The 24,883-nt window shown below is 73.3% G+C and carries 21 protein-coding genes; 6 read left to right on the plus strand and 15 right to left on the minus strand.

Translation table 11 applies throughout. The annotated features are described in order from the left end of the window. Positions 1-92: 92 nt before the first annotated feature. The gene (locus AB0E77_RS09800; RefSeq protein ID WP_361568082.1) at positions 93-947 is read right to left on the minus strand and encodes an inositol monophosphatase family protein; all 855 of its coding nucleotides are present in this window, start codon (positions 945-947) and stop codon (positions 93-95) included. A gap of 118 nt (positions 948-1,065) precedes the next feature. Then, positions 1,066-2,901 carry a gamma-glutamyltransferase gene (locus AB0E77_RS09805; RefSeq protein ID WP_361568085.1) on the minus strand — a complete coding sequence of 612 codons (1,836 nt, stop codon included), beginning with the start codon at positions 2,899-2,901 and terminating at the stop codon, positions 1,066-1,068. 175 nt (positions 2,902-3,076) lie between these two features. On the opposite strand from AB0E77_RS09805, the gene AB0E77_RS09810 reads away from it, so the two are divergent. From AB0E77_RS09810 to AB0E77_RS09820, 3 genes are all read left to right on the plus strand, one after another. Further along, a complete protein-coding gene (locus AB0E77_RS09810; protein WP_361568088.1) occupies positions 3,077-3,769 on the plus strand; it encodes a GNAT family N-acetyltransferase in 693 nt (230 codons plus the stop codon). Positions 3,770-3,858: 89 nt separating this feature from the next. Further along, entirely contained in the window at positions 3,859-4,923 is a 1,065-nt protein-coding gene (locus AB0E77_RS09815; RefSeq protein WP_361568091.1) for a biotin/lipoate A/B protein ligase family protein, read from the plus strand. Between the two features lie 139 nt (positions 4,924-5,062). Beyond that, positions 5,063-5,728, plus strand: coding sequence for a hypothetical protein (locus AB0E77_RS09820; RefSeq protein WP_361568094.1), 666 nt, complete (start codon positions 5,063-5,065; stop codon positions 5,726-5,728). Positions 5,729-5,744: 16 nt separating this feature from the next. Here AB0E77_RS09820 and AB0E77_RS09825 read toward each other — a convergent pair whose 3' ends face one another. The 9 genes from AB0E77_RS09825 to AB0E77_RS09865 all read right to left on the minus strand — a co-directional run bounded on the left by AB0E77_RS09825 (position 5,745) and on the right by AB0E77_RS09865 (position 16,513). Then, the gene (locus AB0E77_RS09825; RefSeq protein ID WP_361568096.1) at positions 5,745-7,271 is read right to left on the minus strand and encodes an NCS1 family nucleobase:cation symporter-1; all 1,527 of its coding nucleotides are present in this window, start codon (positions 7,269-7,271) and stop codon (positions 5,745-5,747) included. Positions 7,272-7,384: 113 nt separating this feature from the next. Further along, positions 7,385-8,407, minus strand: a complete 1,023-nt coding sequence (locus tag AB0E77_RS09830; protein WP_361568098.1) for a TIGR03842 family LLM class F420-dependent oxidoreductase — start codon at positions 8,405-8,407, stop codon at positions 7,385-7,387. Positions 8,408-8,418: 11 nt separating this feature from the next. After that, positions 8,419-9,825 (minus strand): dihydropyrimidinase, encoded by a 1,407-nt coding sequence (gene hydA, locus AB0E77_RS09835; RefSeq protein ID WP_361568101.1) that lies wholly within the window; start codon positions 9,823-9,825, stop codon positions 8,419-8,421. A gap of 28 nt (positions 9,826-9,853) precedes the next feature. After that, positions 9,854-10,696 carry a nitrilase-related carbon-nitrogen hydrolase gene (locus AB0E77_RS09840; RefSeq protein WP_361568104.1) on the minus strand — a complete coding sequence of 281 codons (843 nt, stop codon included), beginning with the start codon at positions 10,694-10,696 and terminating at the stop codon, positions 9,854-9,856. A gap of 102 nt (positions 10,697-10,798) precedes the next feature. Continuing rightward, positions 10,799-12,373, minus strand: coding sequence for a PucR family transcriptional regulator (locus tag AB0E77_RS09845; RefSeq protein ID WP_361568107.1), 1,575 nt, complete (start codon positions 12,371-12,373; stop codon positions 10,799-10,801). Between the two features lie 84 nt (positions 12,374-12,457). After that, positions 12,458-13,741 carry an aspartate aminotransferase family protein gene (locus AB0E77_RS09850; RefSeq protein ID WP_361568109.1) on the minus strand — a complete coding sequence of 428 codons (1,284 nt, stop codon included), beginning with the start codon at positions 13,739-13,741 and terminating at the stop codon, positions 12,458-12,460. Then, on the minus strand, positions 13,738-14,580 hold the full coding sequence (locus tag AB0E77_RS09855; RefSeq protein WP_361568112.1) for a nitrilase-related carbon-nitrogen hydrolase: 843 nt from the start codon (positions 14,578-14,580) through the stop codon (positions 13,738-13,740). The genes AB0E77_RS09850 and AB0E77_RS09855 overlap by 4 nt, the downstream gene beginning before the upstream one ends. A gap of 176 nt (positions 14,581-14,756) precedes the next feature. Continuing rightward, on the minus strand, positions 14,757-16,166 hold the full coding sequence (locus AB0E77_RS09860) for a hypothetical protein (RefSeq protein WP_361568115.1): 1,410 nt from the start codon (positions 16,164-16,166) through the stop codon (positions 14,757-14,759). A 95-nt stretch (positions 16,167-16,261) separates the two neighbouring features. Next, positions 16,262-16,513 carry a helix-turn-helix transcriptional regulator gene (locus AB0E77_RS09865; RefSeq protein ID WP_361568118.1) on the minus strand — a complete coding sequence of 84 codons (252 nt, stop codon included), beginning with the start codon at positions 16,511-16,513 and terminating at the stop codon, positions 16,262-16,264. Positions 16,514-16,576: 63 nt separating this feature from the next. Between AB0E77_RS09865 and map the strand changes: the two genes are divergently transcribed. Together map and AB0E77_RS09875 are read left to right on the plus strand one after the other, a co-directional pair. Continuing rightward, complete coding sequence (map, locus tag AB0E77_RS09870; protein ID WP_361568120.1) at positions 16,577-17,362, plus strand: type I methionyl aminopeptidase; 786 nt, start codon at positions 16,577-16,579, stop codon at positions 17,360-17,362. A gap of 303 nt (positions 17,363-17,665) precedes the next feature. Then, positions 17,666-20,194, plus strand: coding sequence for an ATP-dependent Clp protease ATP-binding subunit (locus tag AB0E77_RS09875; protein ID WP_361568122.1), 2,529 nt, complete (start codon positions 17,666-17,668; stop codon positions 20,192-20,194). A 6-nt stretch (positions 20,195-20,200) separates the two neighbouring features. Here the strand turns inward: AB0E77_RS09875 and ggt are convergent, their stop codons facing one another. Next, positions 20,201-22,027 (minus strand): gamma-glutamyltransferase, encoded by a 1,827-nt coding sequence (gene ggt, locus AB0E77_RS09880; RefSeq protein WP_361568125.1) that lies wholly within the window; start codon positions 22,025-22,027, stop codon positions 20,201-20,203. 105 nt (positions 22,028-22,132) lie between these two features. Between ggt and AB0E77_RS09885 the strand changes: the two genes are divergently transcribed. Continuing rightward, complete coding sequence (locus AB0E77_RS09885; protein WP_361568127.1) at positions 22,133-22,891, plus strand: hypothetical protein; 759 nt, start codon at positions 22,133-22,135, stop codon at positions 22,889-22,891. 5 nt (positions 22,892-22,896) lie between these two features. Here AB0E77_RS09885 and AB0E77_RS09890 read toward each other — a convergent pair whose 3' ends face one another. The 3 genes from AB0E77_RS09890 to AB0E77_RS09900 form a co-directional block, all read right to left on the minus strand. Further along, on the minus strand, positions 22,897-23,304 hold the full coding sequence (locus AB0E77_RS09890; protein WP_361568130.1) for a DUF6278 family protein: 408 nt from the start codon (positions 23,302-23,304) through the stop codon (positions 22,897-22,899). 79 nt (positions 23,305-23,383) lie between these two features. Next, entirely contained in the window at positions 23,384-24,163 is a 780-nt protein-coding gene (locus tag AB0E77_RS09895; RefSeq protein WP_361568133.1) for an exodeoxyribonuclease III, read from the minus strand. A 71-nt stretch (positions 24,164-24,234) separates the two neighbouring features. Next, positions 24,235-24,870: an MBL fold metallo-hydrolase gene (locus AB0E77_RS09900; RefSeq protein WP_361568136.1), complete on the minus strand. Its 636-nt coding sequence runs from the start codon at positions 24,868-24,870 to the stop codon at positions 24,235-24,237. Between the last annotated feature and the right edge of the window lie 13 nt (positions 24,871-24,883).

Here is a 24,883-nt window from a genome sequence, read left to right on the forward strand (position 1 = left end):
CCTTCGTCAGCCGATGGCCACTCGGGGTCAGGATATGCCGGGGCGCCGGCACACCCGGGCCGCGGGTGAGGGCCGGCGGCGGGACCGCGGCGTCAGGCGGCCGTCTCCTCCCCGGAGAGCAGGGCCACCACCCGGCGGGCCGTGGCCGCGTCGCGGGCCGCGGTGAACGGCAGGTCGTTGTCCCCGGTGATGCGGAACGGCTCGCCCGCGCGGGTCAGATGCGTGCCGCCCGCCTCCTCGACCAGCAGCAGACCCGCCGCGTGGTCCCACGCCGCCTCCCACGAGAACGCCGTGGCGTCGGACTCGCCGCGCGCGACGGCGAGGTACTCGAGGCCCGCCGAGCCGCAGGGACGCGGTGCCACGCCCGGGGTGCGCAGGCCGAGCAGTGCGCGCTTCTGCTCGTCCGTCGTGTAGTCCGGGTGGGAGGTGGCGACCCGCAGGTCGTGCCCGGGCTCGGGCGGCCCGGCGTAGAGCCGCTCGCCGTCCAGGAAGGCGCCCCGGCCCCGGACGGCCGTGGCGAGCTGGTCGGGGACGGGCGCGTAGGTCCACGAGGCGTGCACCACGCCGCGGTGGGCCAGGGCCACCAGCGTGCAGAACCCGGCGTCGCCGTGTACGAACTGCCGTGTCCCGTCGACGGGATCGACGATCCACACCGGCGCCTCGCCCCGGATCGCCTCGTACGAGGCGGGGTTGGCGTGCACCGCCTCCTCGCCGACCACGACGGAGCCGGGGAGCAGGGCGGGGAGTATCTCCGTGAGGTACAGCTCGGCCTTGCGGTCGGCGTCCGTCACCAGGTCGTGCGGGCCGGACTTCTGGTCGACCTCGTGGTCCGCGAGCCGGCGCCAGCGCGGCATGATCTCCTGGGCGGCCGCCTTGCGCACGGCCTCCTCCACCTCGTCGGCGTGCCGCGCGAGAAACTCGTCGATGGTTTCGTTGCTCTCGATCATGCCTCCCATGAGAGCACGCGCCACTGACAATCCCCACCCGGGTGGTGTACTCCGGGTGGAATCGGCATGAACTCGCGGTGCGCGGCACCTCGTGGTGCGCGGGTCGGTGACGGGCGGTTCAGCGGCCCACCGCGTACCCCTGCATCCCGCGCGGATTGGCGGCGGCCGACAAGAGGCCGGTCTCCGGGTCCCGCGCGACGGCGCACAACCGCCCCTCCGACCAGGGCCCGCCGACGGTGACGTCGTGCCCGCGGCGCCGCAGCTCCTCGACGACCTCCGAGGGCGTCCGGGACTCCACGGTGACGCTGCCGGCCCGCATGCCGCGCGGGAAGAAGGAGCCGGGGAAGCCGTCGTTGTGCCAGTTCGGGGCGTCGACGGCGCCCTGGAGGTCGAGGCCGCCGCGCACCGGTGCGCGCAGGGCGGCCGCCAGGAAGAAGTGCAGCTGCCACTGGTCCTGCTGGTCCCCGCCGGGCGTGCCGAACGCCATGACGGGCACGCCGTCGCGCAGGGCGATGGACGGCGTCAGCGTGGTGCGCGGCCTGCGGCCGGGGGTGAGCGAGTTCGGCAGGCCCTCCTCCAGCCAGGTCATCTGGAGGCGGGTGCCGAGCGGGAAGCCGAGTTCGGGGACGACGGGGTTGGACTGGAGCCAGCCGCCGCTGGGCGTGGCCGAGACCATGTTGCCCCAGCGGTCCACGACGTCCAGGTGGCAGGTGTCGCCGCGAGTCGTGCCGTCGGCGTCGACGGCGGGCTCGCCGGGCACCGGGGACGCCGGGCCCTTGGCGACGGTCGGCTCGCCGACCCCGAGGGCGTCCAGGCCCTCCCCCTCGACGGCCGCCACGCGCGCGTGGGCACTGAGCCGCGGTATGCGCCCGCCCGGTCCGCCGGGCCGCAGCTCGTAGGAGGCCTTGTCCCCCACCAGCTCGCGCCGGGCGGCGTTGTACGACGGCGACAGCAGGTCGGTGAGCGGCACGGCGGACGCGCCGTGGGCGTCCCCGTACCAGGCCTCCCGGTCGGCCATGGCGAGCTTGCAGCCCTCGACCAGCAGGTGGACGTAGTCGGCGGAGCCGTACCGGGGCAGCTCGGGCGGGAGCAGCGCCAACTGCTGGAGCAGGACGGGGCCCTGGCTCCAGGGGCCGGCCTTGCAGACGGTCCAGCCGTTCCAGTCGTACGTCGCCGGCGCCTCGTAGGACGCGGACCAGCCGGCGAGGTCGGCGGCGGTCAGGGTGCCGGTGTGGCGCCGTCCGCTGGTGTCCATGGTGGGCCGGGCGGCCTGCCGTACGAACGCCTCGGCGACGAACCCGGTGCGCCAGACCTCGCGGGCCGCCTCGATCTCGGCCTCCCGGTCACCCGCCCCGGCGACCTCGGCGAGCAGCCGCTTCCAGGTCGCGGCGAGGGCGGGGTTGCGGAACGGCTCCCCCGGGCGGGGCGGCCGGCCGCCGGGCAGATAGACCTCGGCCGAGGAGGTCCACTCCGTCTCGAACAGCCCGCGGACGGTCTCGACGGTCTCCGTGAAGCGCTCGACGGGCGGGTGCCCGTCCTCGGCGTAGCCGATGGCGTACGTCAGCACGTCGGCGAGGCTCTTGGTGCCGTGGTCGCGCAGCAGGAGCATCCAGGCGTCGAAGGCGCCGGGCACGGCGGCGGCGAGCGGCCCGGTGCCGGGCACGAGGTCCAGGCCGAGCCCCCGGTAGTGCGCGACGGTGGCACCGGCCGGGGCGACGCCCTGCCCGCACAGCACCCGCACCTCGCCGCCGGCCGGCGCGAGGAGTATCGGCACCTCGCCGGCGGGCCCGTTGAGGTGCGGCTCGACGACGTGCAGCACGAACGCGCCGGCCACGGCGGCGTCGTAGGCGTTGCCGCCGCCCTCCAGCACCGCCATCGCCGACTGCGACGCCAGCCAGTGGGTGGAGGCCACCATGCCGAAGGTGCCCTGGAGGGTCGGTCGGGTCGTGAACATGGGCCTCTCACCTCGCTGTCGGCTGCCGCCGGAGATTCCGGGGGTTCGCGCGGGTCCCCTCCCCCGATTCCCGGCAGGCTATCCGTCACCCGCGCCACTCCCCGCGGGGCGCCGGCACCGGGGGAGGTATCCTCGCCCGGCTCACGCGGCAAGGACAGTGGAGGAGCACGGCCCGATGACGAGCGACGACGAGTCCGTACTCGACGACCCGGTGAGCCGGTCACTGGGCGGCCGGCACGCGTCCTACGCCCGGCGGCTCGGCCGGGCCGTCGGGTATGTGCCGGAGGTCGCGACCTTCTCCGCCGTGTCCGCCGGCCCCGGCGCGCAGGACTGGGCCGACCTCGCCGCGCTGCTGGGGCCGGGGGCCCTCGCCGACCTGTTCAGTTCGCCGGCCGTTCCGCCGCCGGACTGGGAGCCGGTCTTCCGGCTCGAGGGCCGGCAGATGATCTGGGCCGGGGGCTCGCCTGCGGAGGAGGCCGGCGCCGGCCTCGTCGAGCTGGGTGCGGACGACGTGCCCGAGATGCTCGGCCTCGTCGCGCGGACCGAGCCGGGCCCCTTCCGGCCGCGCACCCGTGAACTCGGCACCTACCTCGGTGTCCGGGTCGACGGCGCCCTGGTGGCGATGGCGGGCGAGCGGCTGCGGCCCCCGGGCTGGAGCGAGATCAGCGCCGTCTGCACCGCCCCCGAGGCCCGTGGGCGCGGGCACGCCGCCCGTCTGGTGGGTGCGCTCGCCGCCCGTGTCCTGGCGCGCGGTGAACGTCCCTTCCTGCATGTGGCCGAGGCCAACGCGGGAGCGATCGCCCTGTACGAGCGGCTCGGCTTCACGACCCGCAGGAAGGTGACCTTCCAGGGCTTCCGCACTCCGTGAGGCCTGCCCCCCGACGGCCCGCCCGGCCCGCCGGGAACACCGGCCTGCGCCCAGCTGTTGCCCCCATGTGCGGAAACGGAGGCGGAACGGTGCACGGTGAGTACAAGATTCCCGGCGGCAAGCTGGTCGTCGTGGACCTGGAGGCCGAGGACGGGGTGCTGCGGCACGTGCGCGTGGCGGGCGACTTCTTCCTCGAGCCGGACGAGGCGCTCGACGCCGTGAACCGCGCCCTGGAGGGCGCCCCGGCCGACACCGACGCAGCCGGACTGGCCGCGCGGATCGACGCGGCCCTGCCCGAGGGCACCGTGATGTACGGGCTGACCTCGGAGGGCGTCGGCATCGCCGTGCGCCGGGCCCTCGCGCACGCCACGGACTGGACGGACTACGACTGGCAGCTCGTCCACGAGGCCCCGCAGTCCCCCGCCCTGCACATGGCCCTGGACGAGGTGCTGACCGCCGAGGTGGCGGCGGGCCGGCGCCCGCCGACGCTGCGCGTGTGGGAGTGGGCCTCCCCCGCGGTGATCATCGGCAGCTTCCAGTCGCTGCGCAACGAGGTGGACGCGGAGGCAGCCGAGCGCCACGGAGTCGAGGTGGTGCGCCGGATCTCCGGCGGCGGCGCCATGTTCGTGGAGCCCGGCAACACGATCACGTACTCGCTGTCCGTGCCGGAGGCGCTGGTGCGGGGCCTGTCCTTCCAGGACAGCTACGCCTATCTCGACGACTGGGTGCTCGGCGCGCTCGGCGACATGGGCATCCGGGCCTGGTACCAGCCGCTGAACGACATCGCCACCGACCAGGGCAAGATCGCGGGCGCCGCGCAGAAGCGGCTCGTGGGACACGGCGGCAGCGCCGGGGCGGTGCTGCACCACGTGACCATGTCGTACGACATCGACGCCGACAGGATGCTCGAGGTGCTGCGCATCGGGCGGGAGAAGCTCAGCGACAAGGGCATCAAGAGCGCGAGGAAGCGGGTGGATCCGCTGCGCCGGCAGACCGGTCTGCCGCGCGAGGCCGTGATCGAGCGGATGATCTCCTCCTTCGGCGCCCGCTACGGCCTCACCCAGGGCAAGGTGACCGACGAGGAGCTGGCCCGTGCGCGGGAGCTGGCGAGCACGAAATTCTCCGCGCCCGAGTGGACGGCACGGGTGCCCTGACGACCCCGGCCGGTCCGTCTGCGTCACCGGCCGGGCACGCAGCGAGTTCACCCTTCCGCCCCACAGGTACTCGTGTGACACTGGCGTCCCCGTCCGCAGTGCGGACTCCTTCCGCACCGTCCCCCACGAGAAGTGCGCCGTGCGTTCTCTTCCCCTGCCGCTCGCCCTGACCGCGCGCCTGGCCCCGGTCGCCGTGCTCGCCACGGCGGGCTGGGTGCTGTCGTCCGGGCCGGACACGAAACCGGCCGCCGAGGACAGCACGCCGCCCGACGGCGGGCGCCCGTCCGCCTCGGCCCCGGCGACGCAGGCGGTGACGAAGACGTACGCCGCCGCCCCGGCGCCCTGCGAGAGCCTGGCCGGGAAGACGGTCACGTCGCTGGTCCCCGGCACCAAGGCGGAGGGCAAGGAGATACCGTCCACGGACACCCAGGTGCGCCGCACCTGCTCGTGGAACGCGCTCAAGGGGTACGACTACCGCTGGCTGGACGTCTCCTACGAGGTGATGGCCTCGGACGAGGCGGCGCAGAAGTCGTACAGGGAGCGGGTCGCCGACCGCAGCGGCGGTGGCGCGGTCCCGGGCCTCGGCGACGAGGGGTACTCCGTCGTGAACCTCACGACCGAGGACAAGCAGCAGACCCGGGAGGGCACCGTGCTGGTCCGCGCGGCCAACGCCCTGGTGACGGTCACGTACAACGGCAGTGACTTCGAGACCAAGAAGGCCCCCGGCACGGACGAGATCAACAAGGGGGCCATCAAGGCGGCCAAGGAGGCGGTGGCCGCCCTCCAGGGCGGTCAGGCCGGCTGACCGCCCCGACGGCGTATCAGCGGGCGGCCCGGTCCCGGGCGCCCGGCAGCATCAGCAGCAGGTACAGCAGCATCGAGGTGCCGAGGCCCACCGCCCAGCCGTAGTCGGCCAGTGGTTCGAGGAACGGCACCGGCCGGCCGTCGATCAGGGGGTGGAAGTCGGCGCCGCCGACGGCCAGGACCCCGCCGGTGAGGAAGGCGAGGACCGCCCGCCAGTTCCAGCCGCCGGAGTACCAGTAGCGTCCGCCCGCGCGGTAGAGGTCGGCGAGGTCGAGGCGGGCGCGGCGCAGGATCCAGTAGTCGGCGATGAGGATGCCGGCGACCGTGCCGAGCAGCCCGCCGACCAGGCCGAGCCAGGTGAAGATGTAGCCCTGGGGGTCGGAGTACAGCTTCCAGGGGAAGATCAGCACGGCGAGGACGCAGGTGATGATCGCGCCGGCCCGGAAACTCACCTTGCGCGGCGCCACGTTGGAGAAGTCGAAGGCCGGCGAGACCAGGTTGGCCGCGATGTTCACGGACAGGGTCGCCACCAGGACGGTGACGAGGGCGAAGAGCAGTCCCACCACGTTGTCCGTCTTCGCGGCGAGCTGCACCGGGTCCCAGATCGGTTCGCCGTAGACGGCCTGCGAGCCGGAGGTGACCATGACGGACAGGAAGGCGAACAGGGTCATCGTGGTCGGCAGGCCGAGGGCCTGGCCGCGGGTCTGGGCCTTCTGGCTCTTGCCGTAGCGGGTGAAGTCCGGGATGTTCAGGGACAGCGTGGACCAGAAGCCGATCATGCCCATGAGGGAGGGCCAGAACAGCTTCCAGAAGTCGCCGCCCCAGCCCAGCCTCGACGGCTGGTCGAAGAGCGGGCCGAAGCCGCCCGCCTGGTCGGTCATCCACCACAGCATCACGAAGGCGCCGACGAGGACGAAGGGCGCCGCCCAGTTCTCGAAGCGGCGGATGGTCTCCATGCCCCGGTAGATGATGACGACCTGGATCGCCCAGAAGATCGCGAACGACAGCCACATCGTCCAGGGGTGGCCGCCCAACGCCGCCGCGCCCGACCAGCTGTCGCCGATGAGCTTGCCGGCCAGGAAGTAGATGGCCTCGCCGCCGATCCAGGTCTGGATGCCGAACCAGCCGCAGGCCACCAACGCCCGTACCACGGCAGGCAGGTTGGCGCCGCGGATGCCGAAGGATGCGCGGGCGAAGACCGGGAAGGGGATGCCGTACTTGGGTCCCGCGTGCCCGGTGAGGAGCATCGGGACGAGCACGATCAGGTTGGCCAGGGCGATGGTGAACACCGCCTGTTTCCAGTCCATGCCGACGGCGATCAGACCGGAGGCGAGGGTCCAGGAGGCCGTGTTGTGGGCCATGCCGACCCACAGCGCGGAGAAGTTGTACGTGGTCCAGGTGCGCCCCTCGACGGGGACCGGCAGCAGGTCCGCGTTGGCGTAGGGGCCGCTCGGCGGCGGGGAGCCGGGGGCGAGCTCCACCCGCCCGTCGGGGAGGGTGACGTGGGCGGACGGCGGTATGGCCGTGGGCGCGGTGTCGGTCATGGGCAGGCCAATCATGCGGTGGGTCGGGAGAGGCCGTGCGGGCGGTGCCGAGGGGGGTGCGCGGGTGCGCCCTGGGCCCCCTGCCCCGGGCGGGGAGGGGGCGTGCGGGGGTGTCAGCCGTTGACGGCCGGGATGATCTGGCTGCCGTAGGCGTCGATGACGGCTTCCTGTGCGTCGTGCATGTCGTACAGGGCGAACTGGTCGACGCCGAGGGCGCGCAGGGCGGTCAGCTTCTCGATGTGCTTCTCGGCCGGTCCGATCAGGCAGAACCGGTCGACGATCTCGTCCGGCACGAACTGTGTGTCCGGGTTGCCGCTGCGTCCGTGGTGGGCGTAGTCGTAGCCCTGGCGGGCCTTGATGTAGTCGGTGAGTTCCTCGGGGACGGCGGAGGAGTGCTCGCCGTACTTGGCGACCAGGTCGGCGACGTGGTTGCCGACCATGCCGCCGAACCAGCGGCACTGCTCGCGGGCGTGGGCGAGTGCCCCGGGCGAGTCGTCGGCGGTGACGTAGGCGGGGGCGGCGACGCAGATCGTCACCTCGGACGGGTCGCGGCCGGCCGCCACCGCGGCGTCCTTGACGGCCCGGACCATGTACTCGGTGAGGTAGGGGTCGGCGAGCTGGAGGATGAAGCCGTCGGCCTCCTCGCCGGTCATCTTCAGGGCCTTGGGCCCGTACGCGGCCATCCACACGGGGAGTTCGGCGTCGGGCTTGATCCAGGGGAACCGGACGACGGTGCCGCCGCCGAGGTCGGCCTCCTCTCCCCTGCCGAGCGCCCGGATGACCTTCATGGCCTCGCTGATGCGGGCCAGGGTGTTGGGCTTGCGGCCGGCGACGCGCATCGCGGAGTCGCCGCGGCCGATGCCGCAGACGGTGCGGTTGCCGTACATGTCGTTGAGGGTGGCGAAGGTGGAGGCGGTCACCTCCCAGGTGCGGGTGCCCGGGTTGGTGACCATCGTGCCGACCTTGAGCCGCGCGGTGTGGGCCAGGATCTGGCTGTAGATCACGAAGGGTTCCTGCCACAGCACGGCGGAGTCGAAGGTCCAGCCGTGGGTGAACCCGTTGTCCTCCGCCCGTTGCATCAGGCTGACGACCCGGGAGGCCGGCGGGTCGGTCTGCAGGACGAGTCCGAAGTCCATGGGCACCGCTCCTAGTTCAGGTACTGGCAGGTGGAGCGCGGGGTGTAGACGCCGTGGCCCTTGTGCCCGGTGTACTCCCGCTCGGTGACGACCGGTTCGCCGCGCGAGAGCACGGTCTCGACGCGGCCGGTGACGCGCTTGCCCTCGTACGCCGAGTAGTCGACGTTCATGTGGTGGGTCTCGGCGGAGATGACCTGCTCGGCGTGAGGGTCGTAGACGACGATGTCGGCGTCGGCGCCGGGCGCGATGGTGCCCTTCTTCGGGTAGAGGCCGAACATGCGGGCCGGGGTGGCACAGGCGATCTCGATCCAGCGGCGCCGGCTGATGTGCCCGTCGACGACGGCCTGGTGCAGCAGGTCCATGCGGTTCTCGACGCCCGGCATGCCGTTGGGGATCTTGGAGAAGTCGCCGCGGCCCAGTTCCTTCTGGCCGGTGAAGCAGAAGGGGCAGTGGTCGGTGGAGACCACCTGGAGGTCGTTGGTCCGCAGGCCCCGCCACAGCGCCGCCTGGTGCTCGCGCGGCCGCAGCGGGGTGCTGCACACGTACTTGGCGCCCTCGAAGTCCGGTTCGGCGAGGTTGTCGGTGGACAGGAACAGGTACTGCGGACAGGTCTCGCCGAAGACGTTCAGGCCGTCGTCGCGGGCCCGGGTCAGCTCGGCGACGGCCTCCTGCGCCGACACGTGCACGACGTAGAGGGGCGCTCCGGCGACCTGGGCGAGCCTGATGGCGCGGTGGGTGGCCTCGGCCTCCAGCAGGGCCTTGCGGACCTCGCCGTGGTGGCGGGGGTCGGTCTCGCCGCGGGCGAGGGCCTGCTCGACGAGGACGTCGATGGCGATGCCGTTCTCGGCGTGCATCATGATCAGTCCGCCGTTGCCGGCGGCGCGCTGCATGGCCCGCAGGATCTGGCCGTCGTCGGAGTAGAAGACGCCGGGGTAGGCCATGAACTGCTTGAAGGAGGTGACGCCCTCCTCCACCAGCAGGTCCATCTCCTTGAGCGTGTGCTCGTTCACGTCGGAGACGATCATGTGGAAGCCGTAGTCGACGGCGCAGTTGCCCTCGGCCTTGGCGTGCCAGGCGTCGAGGCCCTCGCGCAGGGAGCGGCCGACGCTCTGGATGGCGAAGTCGACGATGGTGGTCGTACCGCCCCAGGCGGCGGCCCGGGTGCCCGTCTCGAAGGTGTCCGCGGCGTAGGTGCCGCCGAAGGGCATCTCCATGTGGGTGTGGCCGTCGACGCCGCCCGGGATCACGTACCTGCCGGTGGCGTCGATCGTCCTCTCGGCCGAGAACGCCTCGGCGGCCGGGGTGCCGGACGCGGCGAGGGCGGCGACGCGGCCGTCCTCGATCAGCACGTCGGCGTGGATCTCGTCGGACGCGGTGATGACGAGACCACCGCGGATGACGGTACGACTACGGGGCATGCTGGTCCCTCCTGTCGGAAGCGGTCGGTCAGGGCGCGGTCAGCGGCGAGTACGCGCCCGGCGCCCGGTCGCGGTAGAACTGCCAGCGGTCGCGGACCTCGCGCAGCCTGCCCATGTCGAGGTCGCGGACGACGAGTTCGCTCTCCTTGTCGCTCGCGACCTCGCCGACGAACTGCGCCTCGGGGTCGACGAAGTAGGAGGTGCCGTAGAAGTCGTTGTCGCCGTACTCCTCGACGCCGACGCGGTTGATGGCGCCGACGAAGTACTCGTTGGCGACGGCCGCCGCCGGCTGCTCCAGCTGCCACAGGTAGCCGGACAGGCCGCGTGAGGTGGCCGACGGGTTGAAGACGACCTCGGCGCCTTCGAGGCCGAGCGCCCGCCAGCCCTCCGGGAAGTGCCGGTCGTAGCAGATGTAGACGCCGATGCGGCCGACGGCGGTGTCGAAGACGGGCCAGCCGGAGTTGCCGGGGCGGAAGTAGAACTTCTCCCAGAAGCCGCGCACCTGGGGGATGTGGGTCTTGCGGTACTTGCCGAGGTAGGAGCCGTCGGCGTCGATCACGGCGGCGGTGTTGTAGAGGACGCCCGGCTGCTCCTCCTCGTACATCGGCAGCACCAGGACGATGCCGTGCTCACGGGCCAGGGCGCGAAAGCGCTCGACGATCGGGCCGTCGGGGATGCGCTCGGCGTAGGCGTAGAACTCGGGGTCCTGGACCTGGCAGAAGTAGGGCCCGTAGAACAGCTCCTGGAAGCACAGGACTTGGGCCCCCTGGGCGGCGGCGTCGCGGACCGCCTGCTCGTGGACCCGGATCATCGACTCCTTGTCGCCCGTCCATGCGGTCTGGAAGAGCGCGGCACGGATCACTCGGCTCATTGTCGGCCTCCACTCGCTCGGTGTGCTGTGAGCGTAGGGACGGCGGCCGGCCGGTTCGACGGGCACGGTGTCACGTCTGCGGGGGTCGGGCATTGCACGGTGTCACCCCTGCTGGGCGTCGTGGGCGAGGAGCGCGATGTGCACGGACGCGGCCTGTTCGAAGTCGTCGAGGTCCACGCCGAGCCGGGCCTGTATGGCCTCCAGGCGGCGGTAGAGGGCGGGGCGCGAGACGTGGTGCAGCTGGGCGGTGCGGGACTTGTTGCGGCCGGTGGCGAGGTAGGTGCGCAGGACGGGGAGCAGATCCTCGTCGGGGCCGCGCAGCAGCCCGTCCAGCTCCCGTTCGGCGAAGGACTGCACGTGCGGGTCGTCGCGCAGCAGCCGCACCAGTCCGCGCAGATGGATGTCGCGCAGGCGGACGACGGGCGGCAGGTCGCGGGCCGCCGCGGAGTCGGTGACGGCGTCGGCGACGTGCTGCGCCTCGCGCAGCCCGGCCGGTACCTCGTCCCAGGCGGTGCGGGCGTCGGCCGCGGCGACGACGGCGGTGGCGCCGGGTTCCGTGCGCAGCCGGGCCGCGAAGTGGTCGGTCAGCGCCCGGGCGTCCTGGTCGCGGGCGAGGCTGAGCAGGACGGCGGTGGTGTCGTCGGTGAGCCGGGCGACGAGGCCGGGCAGGCCCAGCAGCCGCAGGATCCGGCCGAGGCGGGCCGGGTCCCCGTCGCGGACGGCCAGCGGGACGAAGACGCGCCGGTTGACCGGCAGTCCGGCGGCCCGGGCCCGCGGCAGCAGCTGCCGCGCCGGTACGGCACCGCCGGCCAGGTCGGTGAGCAGGCTCCGGGCGGACTGCTCCTCCCAGGACGGCGTGGTGGGGCCGCCCAGCATGCGGTGCAGGACGAGGGCCTCGGCGGCGCGGTCGGCCAGCAGCCGTCCGGCGGCCCGGTCGCCGCGGTGGCCGCACAGCACCAGCCTCCCCCAGCGCTCCCCGCGGCAGGTCAGCTCGGCGCGGATCCAGCCGTCGGCGGCGCCGGCGCCGGCCTGCCGGGCGATGCGCTCCCAGTCGCGCAGCACGTCGTCGACGGCCGCCCGCTCCCCCGCCGTGGCGAGGACGCGGTGCGCGAGGTTGGCGACGACGACCGGGCAGCCGGCGTGCCGGGCCACCTCGTCGAGCAGACGCTGCACGGGGGCGCCCGCGGTGATCAGGCCGGTCAGCTCGGTGCGGACGGCCTCGGAGAGGCTGACGGCGGCGTACTTGCGGCGCAGCAGCCGGGACTGCACCTCCTCGGTCAGTTCGGCGAAGGGGAAGGGCCGGTGCAGGACGACCATGGGCAGCCCGCACCGCTCGGCCGTCCGGCGCATCACGTCCGGCGGGGCGGGGAAGGCCCGGCCGAGCCCGAGGACGACGGCCGCGGCCTCGGCGCGGTGCAGGGAGCGGATGTACTCGGTCTGCCGGTCCTCGTCCCCGGCGAGCAGCACTCCGGTGGTGAGGACCATCTCGCCGCCGCTGAGCATCACGCCGACGTCGGCGGCCTCGGCGACGTGCACCCAGCGCACCGGCCGGTCGAGCAGGCCGGCGCCGGCCACCACCTCGGGCTGCCCGGCGAGGACCCGTTCCAGGGCGAGGACCTGGCGGACCGACAGGGCGGGTTCCCAGGAGTCCCGGGTGTCCCGGGCGGTGGTGGTCATGGCGGCGGTTCCTCCGCTCGGTGCACGGCTCGCCGACGGCTCGGCCCAGGGCCACGGCTCAGCGCGCGGCTGGACGGACGGCCGTCACAGGCTTCGCAGGGCGCGTTCGAGGATCGCGGCGCCCTCCTCGGCCTCCGCGACGGTGAGGGACATCGGCGGGGCGATGCGCAGGGCGCTGGTGCTGTGGCCGCCGCCCTTGCCGATGAGCAGCCCGCCGGCGCGGGCCTCCTCCAGCACGGCGGAGGCGGCCCGCGGGTCGGCCTCGTCGGTGCCGGGCCGGGTCAGCTCGATGCCGAGCATCAGGCCCCGCCCGCGCACCTCCCGCACGTGCGGCACCTGGGCGGCGACGGCCCGCAGCCGTTCGGCGAGCAGTCCGCCGACGCGCCGGGCGTTGCCCTGGAGGTCGTGCTCCAGCAGGTAGGTGAGGTTGGCGAGGCCGGCCGCCATGGTGACCTGGGTGCCGCCGAAGGTGGAGATGCTGTTGGAGTCCAGGCAGTTCATGATCTCGGCGCGGGCGATGACGCCGCCGACGGACATGCCGTTGCCGATGCCCTTGGCGAAGGTCACGATGTCCGGCGGACCGCTGCGGGCGTGGGCCTGCCAGCCCCAGAAGTGCTCGCCGGTGCGGCCCCAGCCGGTCTGCACCTCGTCGGCGATCCACAGGATGCCCCGTTCGTGCAGCACCTCGCGGAAGGCGGCGTAGAGGCCGTCGGGCGGGGAGGTGAAGCCGCCGACGCCCTGCACGGGTTCGGCGATCAGCGCGGCGGGCGGGCGGGTGTGGCCGAGGAGGTCCTTCAGGTCGGCGACGCAGGCGTCGATGAAGTCCCGGTCGTCCAGGTGCGCGTAGGGCCCCCGGGTGCGCACGCCGCCGTGGACGTAGAGCGTCTGGAGCGGGGAGAGCGAGGTCGGGGACCAGCCGCGGTTGCCGGTGATGCCGACGGTGCTGAAGGAGCGGCCGTGGTAGCTGTTGCGCATCGCCAGGACGGTGTTGCTGCGCCGGTAGGCGGTGGCGAGAAGCAGGGCGGTGTCGTTGGCCTCGGTGCCGGAGGTGGTGAAGAAGACGCGTGCGTCGGGGATGCCGGACAGCTGGGCGATGCGCTCGGCGAGTTCGACCATGGGCCGGTTGAGGTAGAGCGTCGAGGAGTGGATGATCCGCCCGGCCTGCTCGCTCACCGCCTTGGTCACCTCGGGCAGGGCGTGGGCGGTCATCGTGGTGAGGATGCCGCCGAAGAAGTCGAGGTACTTGTTGCCGGAGGAGTCCCACACGTGGCGGCCCTCGCCGTGGGTGATCTCCAGCGGGTCCTCGTAGTAGAGGGCGAGCCAGTCGGGCAGGACGGCGCGGTGCCGGGCGAACAGGTCCTTGGTCACGGCCGCACCAGCCCCTCGTAGGCGTCGGGGCGGCGGTCGCGGTAGAAGGCCCACTGCTGCCGCACCTGGTCGATGAGGTCGAAGTCCAGGTCGCGGACGACGAGTTCCTCCTTGCTGTCGCTCGCGACGTCGCCGACGAACCGACCGCGCGGGTCGACGAAGTACGACGTCCCGTAGAAGTCGTTGTCGCCGTACTCCTCCTGCCCGACCCGGTTGATCGCGGCGACGAAGTACTCGTTGGCGACGGCCGCGGCGGGCTGCTCCAGTTGCCACAGGTGGGCGGAGAGGCCGCGGTGGGTGGCGGACGGGTTGTAGACGAGCTGGGCGCCGCCGAGCCCGAGCTGCCGCCAGCCCTCCGGGAAGTGCCGGTCGTAGCAGATGTAGACGCCGACCTTGCCGACGGCGGTGTCGAAGACGGGCCAGCCGAGGTTGCCGGGCCGGAAGTAGAACTTCTCCCAGAAGCCCTTGACCTGTGGGATGTGGTGCTTGCGGTAGGTGCCGAGGACGGTGCCGTCGGCGTCGATCACGGCCGCGGTGTTGTAGTAGAAGCCGGACTGCTCGACCTCGAAGACGGGGACGACGATCACCATGCCGGTCTCGCGCGCGAGGTCCTGCATACGGCGCGTGGTCGGGCCGTCGGGCACGGGCTCGGCCCAGCGGTAGTGCTCGGGGTCCTGGACCTGGCAGAAGTAGGGGGCGTTGAAGACTTCCTGGAACCCGATGACCCGGGCACCCTGCCGGGCCGCCTCGCGGGCGTGCTCCTCGTGCTTCGCCACCATGGACTCGGTGTCGCCGGTCCAGGTGGCCTGGACCAGAGCGGCACGTACGACGTTGGCCATGAGCTGCTCCTTCGACACGACGTCAGAGCCTCTACGCCCGTAGAGCAGGCCGTAGAGGGACGAACGTAAGCCTCTCGGACGGGCTTGCCAAGACCATCGTCGCCAAGCCGCGGTGTCGATCGTGATTCGCACTCCTGCGGGTGAGTGGTGGGGCGGAAGAGGTTCATGTGACTCCGTCAGCCGGCCAGTCCGGCGACGCGCAGGGCGTGGACGAGGTCCCGGTGCCGTTCGGCGGAGACCGCCCGTGCCGCGTCCAGCAGCAGCGGTACGAGCACCGGCGGGGCGGGTTCGGCGACGCGTGCGGCCTGCTGCGGGGTGCGGGCCCGGACGCAGGCGTCGAGGAGCGCGCGGGCCTCGCGGTGACGGCCCTCGGCGGCCAGGGCGAGCACGGCGCTGCCCGTCTCCGCACCGGGCCGTACGACGCCCTGCCGCAGGACCTGCTCCCCGTCGGCCTCGCGCCCGGCCGCGGTCAGTGCCTCGGCGGCGGCGGCCAGCCGGTCGGCGGGCAGGGAGGCGGCCTCCCACAGCAGGGTCGTCCGGTCGGCGCCGAGACCGGCGCGGTCCAGGTGCTCGGCGAGCAGCGGGAAACGGGCGGCGGGCCCGCGCGCGGCCTCGGCCAGCAGGGCGTGCGCCTCACCGCTGCGCCCCTCGGCGCGCAGCCGCGCCAGCGCCTCGACGATCCGGACGGCCTCCGCACGGTCGTCCTCGGCGGGCGGCGCGGACGGCGGTGCGGCCGATGGTGCGGACGGCGGTCCTACGGGCTCGGCGTCCGGCATGGCCCCGGCGAAGCGGGCGCCGCCCGGGGTGCGCCCGGCGGGGGCGGCGAGGGGTTCCGGCAGGTGGTCCGGCGCCACGGCGACGGGCGTCGCGTCCACGTCCGGGCTGCCGGCGAAGCGGGCACCGCCACGGCGGCGTCGGCGCTGCGCGGGGACGGGATGCCCGGGGGCAGGGGCCGGGTGCTCGGGGGCGGGCCGTGCGGGCTCGGCCGGCGCGTGGTGGTGCCCGCCCGTGTCCGCGGCGGGTCCGGCCGCCCCGCCGGCGTCGCCCCTGCCCCGGCCGGCCGGTGCGTCCCGTTCCCCGGCGCGGTCGAGTTCCGCCATCCGGGCCCGTATCTCCGCGCACCGGGCGGTCGCCCGGGTGTGGTCGTCGCGGGCCCAGGCCAGGTCGCGGCGGAGGGCGTCGGCCGCCTCGGGGGTGGTGGCCCCGGCGAGCAGGCGGCCCAGTGCGACCTGCCGTTCGGCGGCGTACCGCTGCTCGCGGAGCATCACGTCGAGCCGGTCCCCGAGGGCGTCCCGGGCACCGGGCAGCGCGTCGTACGCGGTGAGCGCGGCCCGGTGCAGGGCACGGGCCGTGCCCGTCTCCGACGCGGCGACGGCGGCGCCGTGCCGCCCGGCGAGATCCTGGAGCAGCGCCTCCACCACGTCCCAGGGCGGCACCTCGCGCCCGTCGAGGCAGGCGCGCATGCCGTCGGGGTCCCGCTGCCCGAACACCGCGTACCAGCCGGTGTCCGGGTCGAGGCGGGCCAGCAGCCCCGCCAGGTGGCGCGCGAACTCCCGTACGTGCTCCGGCAGTTGTTCCACGACCATCGTCCGACTCCCGCCCCACTGGAGGTCACCGCTCCGGCTGTAGGGAACACCAGCGGTGTTACGGGTCGGCTACGGGGAGTTTTCGGGAGCGGACATCAGACGCCGACGAGCGCGCACTGCCCCACGAGATCGTCCATGGACACGCCCAGGACGGCGGCCAGCGCGGCCACCGTGAAGAACGCCGGCGTCGGCGCCCTCCCGGTCTCGATCTTGCGCAGCGTCTCGGCGGAGACACCGGCCTGCGCGGCGACCTCCGTCATGGTGCGGTCGCCGCGGGCAGCGCGGAGCAGCCGCCCGAGCCGCTCGCCGCGTTCGCGTTCTTCCGGGGTCAAAGGGGTGCGCACCATGCCGTCATTCTAATACCGCACCACCACGACGACCCCAATTCAAATACCGGTATAGTAATTGGCATGATGGAACTGAAGACGGACACGTCGATCGAGGCCATGCACGCGGCCGGGCAGGTCGTCGCCCGCGCGCTGACCGCCGCGCGGCAGGCCGCCGACGTGGGGGTGTCCCTGCTGGAGCTGGACGCGGTGGCCCGTGAGGTGCTGCGGGAGGCCGGCGCGACCTCGCCCTTCCTCGGCTACCGGCCCGCGTGGGCGCCGACGCCCTTCCCGGCCGTCGTCTGCGCCTCGGTGAACGACGCGATCGTGCACGGCATCCCGGACGGCTACCGGCTGCGCGACGGCGACCTCGTCTCCCTCGACTGCGGGGCGACGCTGGACGGCTGGGCGGGCGACTCGGCGATCAGCTTCACCGTGGGCACCCCGCGCCCCGCGGACACGGCCCTGATCGACACGGCCGAGCGGGCCCTCGCGGCGGCGATCGACGCGGCCGTCGTCGGCAACCGCATCGGCGACATCGCGCACGCCGTCGGCTCGGTGTGCCGGGCGGCGGGTTACGGCGTCCCGGACGGCTTCGGCGGCCACGGCATCGGGCGCCGCATGCACGAGGACCCGGAGGTCCCCAACGAGGGCCGCCCGGGCCGCGGACTCCCGCTCCGGCCCGGCATGGTCCTCGCCATCGAGCCGATGCTGATCGGCAGCGGCCGCGACGACTGGCACGCCGCCGCGGACGGCTGGACCCTCCGCACGAACGACGGCTCCCGAGCGGCCCACGTGGAACACACGGTGGCGATCACGAAGACGGGCCCGCGCGTACTGACGTCCCGGGAGCTCCTCGGTCCCGCGTAGCCGCGCAGCCACGCAGCCACGCAGCTGCGGGCAGTCGTACCGCAGGGGCGGCACGGCCGGCGGCGAGGGTCCCCCGCTCGTGGGGGTCCCCCGCTCGTGGGGGAGAAGCCGGGAGTGGGGAAGGCACCCCGCAGCGCCGGGCCACGCGACCCACGGCCCTCGGCCCCGCCCTCACGCCGGGCCCCGGTCAGGCCCAGGACATGCCCGCAGGAACAGAACGTGTCATGTTGGGCATGACCGCACCCCGACCGGGTTACCCGCCCCCGGCACGTCGATCAGCGATGCAGCGGAGGTCCGTACACCATGACCAGCGGCTACATGGGCCCGGAGGGCGACCCGTTCGCGGAATTCCTGGCACGCTTCTTCGGCGGGCCCAGGCCGAGGCAGATCGACATCGGCCGGCTGCTCAGCCAGCCCGCCCGCGAGCTGGTGCGCGGCGCCGCCCAGTACGCCGCCGAGCACGGCAGCCGGGACCTGGACACCGAGCACCTGCTGCGCGCCGCGCTCGCCACCGAACCGACCCGGGGCCTGCTCAGCCGGGCCGGCGCCGACCCCGACGCGCTGGCGTCGCAGATCGACGAGCGGACCGGCCCGGTGCAGCACCCGCCGGGCGAGGTCCCGCCGCCCACCTCGCTCTCCCTGACGCCCGCCGTCAAGCGCGCCCTGCTGGACGCGCACGAGATGGCCCGCTCGACCGGCACCGGATACATCGGCCCGGAGCACGTGCTCAGCGCCCTGGCCGCCAACCCTGACTCGGCCGCCGGGCACATCCTGAACGCCGCCCGCTTCGCCCCCTCGGGCCTGCCGACGGAGACGCCGGACGCGGCGAAGGCACGCCCGGAGGGGCCGAAGGCCACCAGCACGCCGACCCTCGACAAGTACGGCCGCGACCTCACCGACCTGGCCCAGCAGGGCCGGATCGACCCCGTGATCGGGCGTGAGGACGAGATCGAGCAGACCGTCGAGGTGCTCTCCCGGCGCGGCAAGAACAACCCCGTCCTGATCGGTGACGCGGGTGTCGGCAAGACGGCCGTCGTGGAGGGTCTCGCCCAGCGCATCACCGACGGCGACGTGCCCGACGTGCTGATCGGGCGGCGCGTGGTCGCGCTGGACCTGACCGCCGTGGTCGCGGGCACCCGCTACCGGGGCGACTTCGAGGAGCGGATGAACAACATCGTCGGCGAGATCCGCGCCAACTCGGACCAGCTGATCATCTTCATCGACGAGCTGCACACGGTCGTCGGCGCCGGTGGCGGCGGCGAGGGCGGTTCGATGGACGCGGGCAACATCCTCAAGCCGGCCCTGGCCCGCGGCGAGCTGCACATCGTGGGCGCCACCACGCTGGAGGAGTACCGCCGGATCGAGAAGGACGCGGCCCTCGCCCGCCGTTTCCAGCCGATCCTGGTCCCCGAACCGACCGTCGCGGACGCCATCGAGATCCTGCGCGGACTGCGCGACCGCTACGAGGCCCACCACCAGGTCCGCTACACCGACGAGGCGCTGGTCGCGGCCGTCGAGATGTCCGACCGCTATCTCACCGACCGGCGCCTGCCCGACAAGGCCATCGACCTGATCGACCAGGCCGGTGCCCGGGTGCGGCTGCGGGCGCGCACCAAGGGCACCGACGTACGGGCCATGGAGCGCGAGGTCGACCAGCTGATCCGGGACAAGGACCAGGCCGTCGCGGACGAGCAGTACGAGCAGGCCATGCAGCTGCGCGACCGGATCACCGAGCTGAAGCAGCGGATCACCGAGGCGGACGGCGCCGACGAGGCCGACGAGGGCCTGAACCTGGTGGTCGGCACCGAGTCCATCGCCGAGGTGGTGTCCCGGCAGACCGGCATCCCGGTCAGCAGCCTCACCCAGGAGGAGAAGGACCGCCTGCTCGGCCTGGAGTCGCACCTGCACGAGCGGGTCGTCGGCCAGGACGAGGCCGTCCGGGTCGTCTCCGACGCCGTGCTGCGCTCCCGCGCCGGGCTCGCCAGCCCCGACCGGCCCATCGGATCCTTCCTCTTCCTCGGCCCGACCGGCGTCGGCAAGACCGAGCTGGCCCGGGCGCTGGCCGAGGCCCTGTTCGGCAGCGAGGACCGCATGGTGCGCCTCGACATGAGCGAGTACCAGGAACGGCACACCGTCAGCCGCCTGGTCGGCGCCCCGCCCGGCTACGTCGGGCACGAGGAGGCCGGCCAGCTCACCGAGGTGGTGCGCCGGCACCCGTACTCGCTGCTGCTGCTCGACGAGGTGGAGAAGGCGCACCCGGACGTCTTCAACATCCTCCTCCAGGTGCTGGACGACGGCCGGCTGACCGACTCGCAGGGCCGGACGGTGGACTTCACCAACACGGTCGTCGTGATGACCAGCAACCTGGGCTCCGACGTGATCACCCGGCGCGGGGCCGGCATCGGCTTCGGGGCGGGTGGTTCCGAGGCCGACGAGGAGGCCCGGCGCGAGCAGGTGCTGCGTCCGCTGCGCGAGCACTTCCGGCCGGAGTTCCTCAACCGCATCGACGAGATCGTGGTCTTCCGGCAGCTCAGCGGCGAGCAGCTGCGGCAGATCACCAACCTGCTGCTCGAACAGACCCGGCGCATGGTGCGGGCGCAGGACATCACCGTCGACTTCACGGACGCGGCCGTGGACTGGATCGCCGAGCGCGGCTACCAGCCCGAGTACGGTGCCCGGCCGCTGCGCCGCACCATCCAGCGCGAGGTGGACAACCAGCTCTCGCGGCTGCTGCTCGACGGCCGCGTCCAGGAGGGCGGCCGGGTCACGGTGGACGTCGAGGACGGGCGGCTGGCGTTCCGTACGCCGGTGCGGCCCGCCCCCGAGCAGTGACCCGCGCTACCGCCGCGCGGGCCTGACCACCATGGCCGAGCCGCCGCCGCGCCGTTCCTTCTCGGCGGCGGCCAGCCACCGGCCGTCCGGCAGCCGCTGCACGCCGGTCGCCGCGCCGATCTCCGGGTTGGCCTTGAAGGCGTGCCCGAGCGCCTCCAGTTCGGCTCGCAGCCCGCTGTCGTACAGGCCGGGTTCGAGCTCGGTCCGGGCGGCGTTGCGCTGGCTGGCTCGCGGCGCGGCGATGGCGTCGACCAGCGGCAGCCCCCGGTCGAGGAAGCCGGTGAGGGTCTGGAGGACGGTGGTGATGATGGTCGCGCCGCCGGGCGAGCCGACCGCGACGACCGGCCGCTGGTGCTTGTCCAGGACGATGGTCGGCGCGATCGAGGAGCGCGGGCGCTTCCCGGGGCCGGGCAGGTTCGGGTCGTGGACCGCCGGGTCGGCGGGGGCGAAGGAGAAGTCGGTCAGCTCGTTGTTGAGCAGGAAGCCGCGGCCCGGCACGGTGATGCCGCTGCCGCCGGTCTGCTCGATGGTGAGCGTGTAGGCGACGACGTTGCCCCACCTGTCGGCGACCGTGAGGTGCGTGGTGTTCTCGCCCTCGTACGTCGTCGGCGCCCCCGTGCCACCGCCCGCGCAGGGGGCAGGGTGGCGGGGATCGCCGGGCGCGAGGGGGCTGGTGAGTACGGCGTCGTCCTTGATCAGGCAGGCCCGCGAGTCGGCGTACCGCTGCGACAGCAGCTCTGTCGCCGGTACGTCCTCGAAGGCGGGGTCGCCGACCCAGCGCCCGCGGTCGGCGAAGGCGATCCGGCTCGCCTCGATGAAGCGGTGCAGGTACTGGGCCTTGCTCGCCTTCGACAGGTCGGAGCGCTCCAGGATGTTGAGCGCCTCGCCGACCGTGGTGCCGCCGGAGGAGGAGGGGGCGATGGAGTAGACGTCCAGGCCGCGGTACGTGGTCCTGGTGGGCGCCTGGAGCTTGGCCCCGTAGGCCGCGAGGTCCTTGGCGGACAGGTCGCCGGGGCGGGCGTTCCAGCCGGAGTCCGGGTCGACGGGCGGCTTGTTGACGGTGGCGACGATGTCCTCGCCGAGCTCGCCGTGGTAGATCGCTCCGACGCCCTTGCGGCCCAGCTCCTTGTAGGTGCGGGCCAGATCGGGGTTCCTGAACGTGGAGCCGACGGCCGGGAGCTCGCCGCCCGGCAGGAAGAGCTCGGCGGTGTCCGGGAAGTAGCGGAACCGCTGCTCGTTGGCGGCGGTCTGGGAGCGGAAGGTCTCGTCGACGGTGAAACCCTTCCGCGCGAGGCGCTCGGCGGGCTCCAGCACGGAGGCGAGCTTGCGGCTGCCCCACTTGTCCAGGGCCGTCTGCCAGGTCGCGGGCGTGCCGGGGGTGCCGACGGCGAGGCCGCTGGTGACCGCGTCGGCGAAGGCGAGCGGCTTGCCGTTCTCGGTGAACAGGTCCTCGTCGGCGGTCAGCGGCGCGGTCTCGCGGCCGTCGATGGTGCGCACCGTACGGGACTTGGCGTCGTAGTAGACGAAGTAGCCGCCCCCGCCGACGCCGGCGGAGTAGGGCTCGGTGACGCCGAGCGCGGCGGCCGTGGCGACGGCCGCGTCGACGGCGTTGCCGCCCTTGCGCAGCACCTCGATGCCGGCGGCGGAGGCGTCCTGGTCGACGCTGGCCACCGCCCCGCCGTAGCCGGCGGCGACCGGGGTCTTCTCGGCGGCGGGGGGTCGGTGCTGCGGGGCGGGTCCGTGCTGCGCGGTGGGCGGCGCCGCCGCCCCCACCGACACCACGGCGGCCGAGACCGCCAGGACCGTCAGATTCCGTGCGACAGGGCGACGCATCCGCACCTCCAGTGAAAGGCCGTTCGGGCAGCTTAGGTCATCGTCATGGCCGCGTCAGGGGCCCGTCGGACACCGGTACCCCCGCGACCGCTAGCATGCGCGCCCATGACTGACGACGTACGCAACATCGTCCTGGGTGTGATAGCGGCGGGCATCAGCGCCGCGCTGGGCTGGCTCGCCCGTACCTACCTCTGGAAGCGGAGACTCCACCGCAAGCAGGCGTTCTTCGGGCTGCCGGAGAACGCGGAGTCGCTGCTCGTCGTCAACCGGGACCCCGCGACCTCCGAACCGGCGGTGCACCGCTTCGACGTGTTCGCGCTGCTGGAGCTGGCCGCGCTGATCAAGGACTGCGGCGCGCACGTCCAGGTGGTCACCCAGGACACGGTCCATCAGGGCTTCGGCGAGCGCACGGAGTTCTGCGTGGGCGGGCCCGGGTCGAACCGGCGGATGGTGGCCCACATGGCGGCCATGCTGCCCGGGGTGCGGATCAACGTGGATCCCGAGCCGGGCCCGGACCGGGCCGCCTTCCAGATCGGCGCCGAGCGCTACCGCATGGACCCGGGGGTCACGGAGTACGTCCTGCTGGCCCGTCTCACCGCCGGCGACCGGCGCGAGGCACGCCCGGCGTTCCTGTTCTGCGGCCAGCGCGCGATCACCAACCAGGCCGCCACGCGCTACCTCGCCCGGAACCACGAGCGGCTGGCGCGCAAGCACGGCAAGAACTCGTTCGTGCTGCTGCTGAAGGTCGTCAACTCGCAGGCGTACGGCGCGGACGTCGTCGAACTCGTCGGCGACGTGACCCGAGCGGCGACAAGCCCCCTGCCGGCCCCGGCACCGGCCCCCCGCAACTCCCACCGGGCCTGAGCCCGTCAGGGCTCGGAGACCTCGGCGAAGAGCTGGGACAGTTCGGGGACGCCGTCCTCGGCCCAGGCGGAGCCCGAGGCCACGACGTCGAACTCGCGGCCCGAGCCGAGCCGGACGACCGGCTGGCCGTCCTCCCGGATGGCCCAGGCGGCACCGGGCACCGTCCGCACGATCACGGTCCCCAGATACAGACCCGCGTCGTTGCCGAGCCAGAGCATGATCTCCTCGTCGGCGCGCCAGCGGGGCAGCATCTGGTCGAGGCGCGCCAGGGAGGCCTCGGAGTCGTCGAGTTCGATCCCCTCCCGCCACGCCTGCGAGCGGAGCAGATCACAGTCGGCGAGCAGCTCGGCGATGCCGTCCGGGTCGTGGACCCGGTCGGGCTCGCGCCGTCTGCCCAGGAAGGGGATGCGCATCCCCCCAGACTGACATTCGTACCGCCGTGCGCACCACAGGGCACGCGGGGGCACAGCGGGGCGCCCGGGCGGGGGACGGCTAGACGTCCAGGTCGACCACGACCGGCGCGTGGTCGGAGGCGCCCTTGCCCTTGCGCTCCTCGCGGTCGACGTAGGCGTCGGTGACGGCCTTGGCGAACGGCTCGTTGCCGTAGACCAGGTCGATGCGCATGCCGCGGTTCTTGGGGAAGCAGAGCTGGCGGTAGTCCCAGTAGGTGTAGGGGTGGTCGTACTTCAGCGGGCGCGGCACCACGTCGGTCAGCCCGGCCTGCCGGAGGGAGGTGAGGGCGGCGCGCTCGGCCGGGGTGACGTGCGTGGAGCCCTCGAAGGCGGCGCGGTCGTAGACGTCGTCGTCGGTCGGGGCGATGTTGTAGTCCCCCAGCACGGCGAACGGGCGCTCGCCTGCCGTGTCGCCCTCGACGGCCGCGCGGAGCGCCTCCAGCCACTGGAGCTTGTAGGCGTAGTGAGCGTGCTCGACCTCGCGGCCGTTCGGCACGTACACCGACCAGACGCGGACCGGGCCGCAGGTCGCCGAGATGGCGCGGGGTTCCTGCACGCCCTCGTACCCCGGGTCTCCGGGCAGGCCTTTGACGACGTCGGCGAGGCCCACGCGGGAGAGCACCGCCACCCCGTTCCACCGGCCGGTGGCGTGCACGGCGGCCTCGTAGCCCTTCTCGCGCAGCTCGTCGAACGGGAACTGCTCCTCGGCGACCTTGGCCTCCTGGAGGCACAGCACGTCGGTGCCGCTGCTCTCCAGCCAGGCGAGCAGCCGGGGCAGGCGGGCGGTGATCGAGTTCACGTTCCAGGTGGCGATGCGCATGTCCACCAACCTACCGGGCGGGACTGACAACCCGGGTCCCGCCCGGTTCGGGCGCGGGGCGGTGGGCAGGGTCAGACCCGGACGGACTCCCCCGGGGTCAGCCGCAGGTGCTCGGAGCCGCCCAGCTGCCCGATCTGGCGGTCGTAGATGGGGCGGGCCAGGTCGGTGAGGAGGGCGTCGTGGATGTCGTAGGCGCGCTGCGGCTTGACCTCGCGGACGTAGTCGATGACCTCGGAGATCTTGTTCCAGGGGGCCATGACCGGCAGCATCAGCGTCTCGACCGGGTGGTCGGGGACGGTGAGCGCGTCGCCGGGGTGGAAGACCGTGCCGCCGTCGACGAGGAAGCCGATGTTGGTGACGCGCGGGATGTCCGGGTGGATCACCGCGTGCAGCTCGCCGTGGACCTGGACGTCGAAGCCGGCGGCGGTGAACGTGTCCCCGTGGCCGACGGTGTGGACACGGCCGGGGAAGGCCGCCGAGATCCTCTCGGCGACCGACCTCAGCGTCCAGATCTCCGCCGCCGGGCTGCTCTCCAGGGCGGCGCGCAGCCGCGGCTCGTCGAAGTGGTCGGGGTGCTCGTGGGTGACGAGGATGGCGTCCGCGCCGAGGGCGGCGTCCTCCTCGCTGAATCCCCCGGGGTCGAGGACGAGCGTCTGCCCGTCCTTCTCCAGGCGGACGCAGGAGTGAGACTTCTTGGTGAACCTCATGCCCCCATCCTGC

It is taken from the genome of Streptomyces sp. NPDC032940, from assembly GCF_040636935.1.
GTDB lineage: Bacteria > Actinomycetota > Actinomycetes > Streptomycetales > Streptomycetaceae > Streptomyces.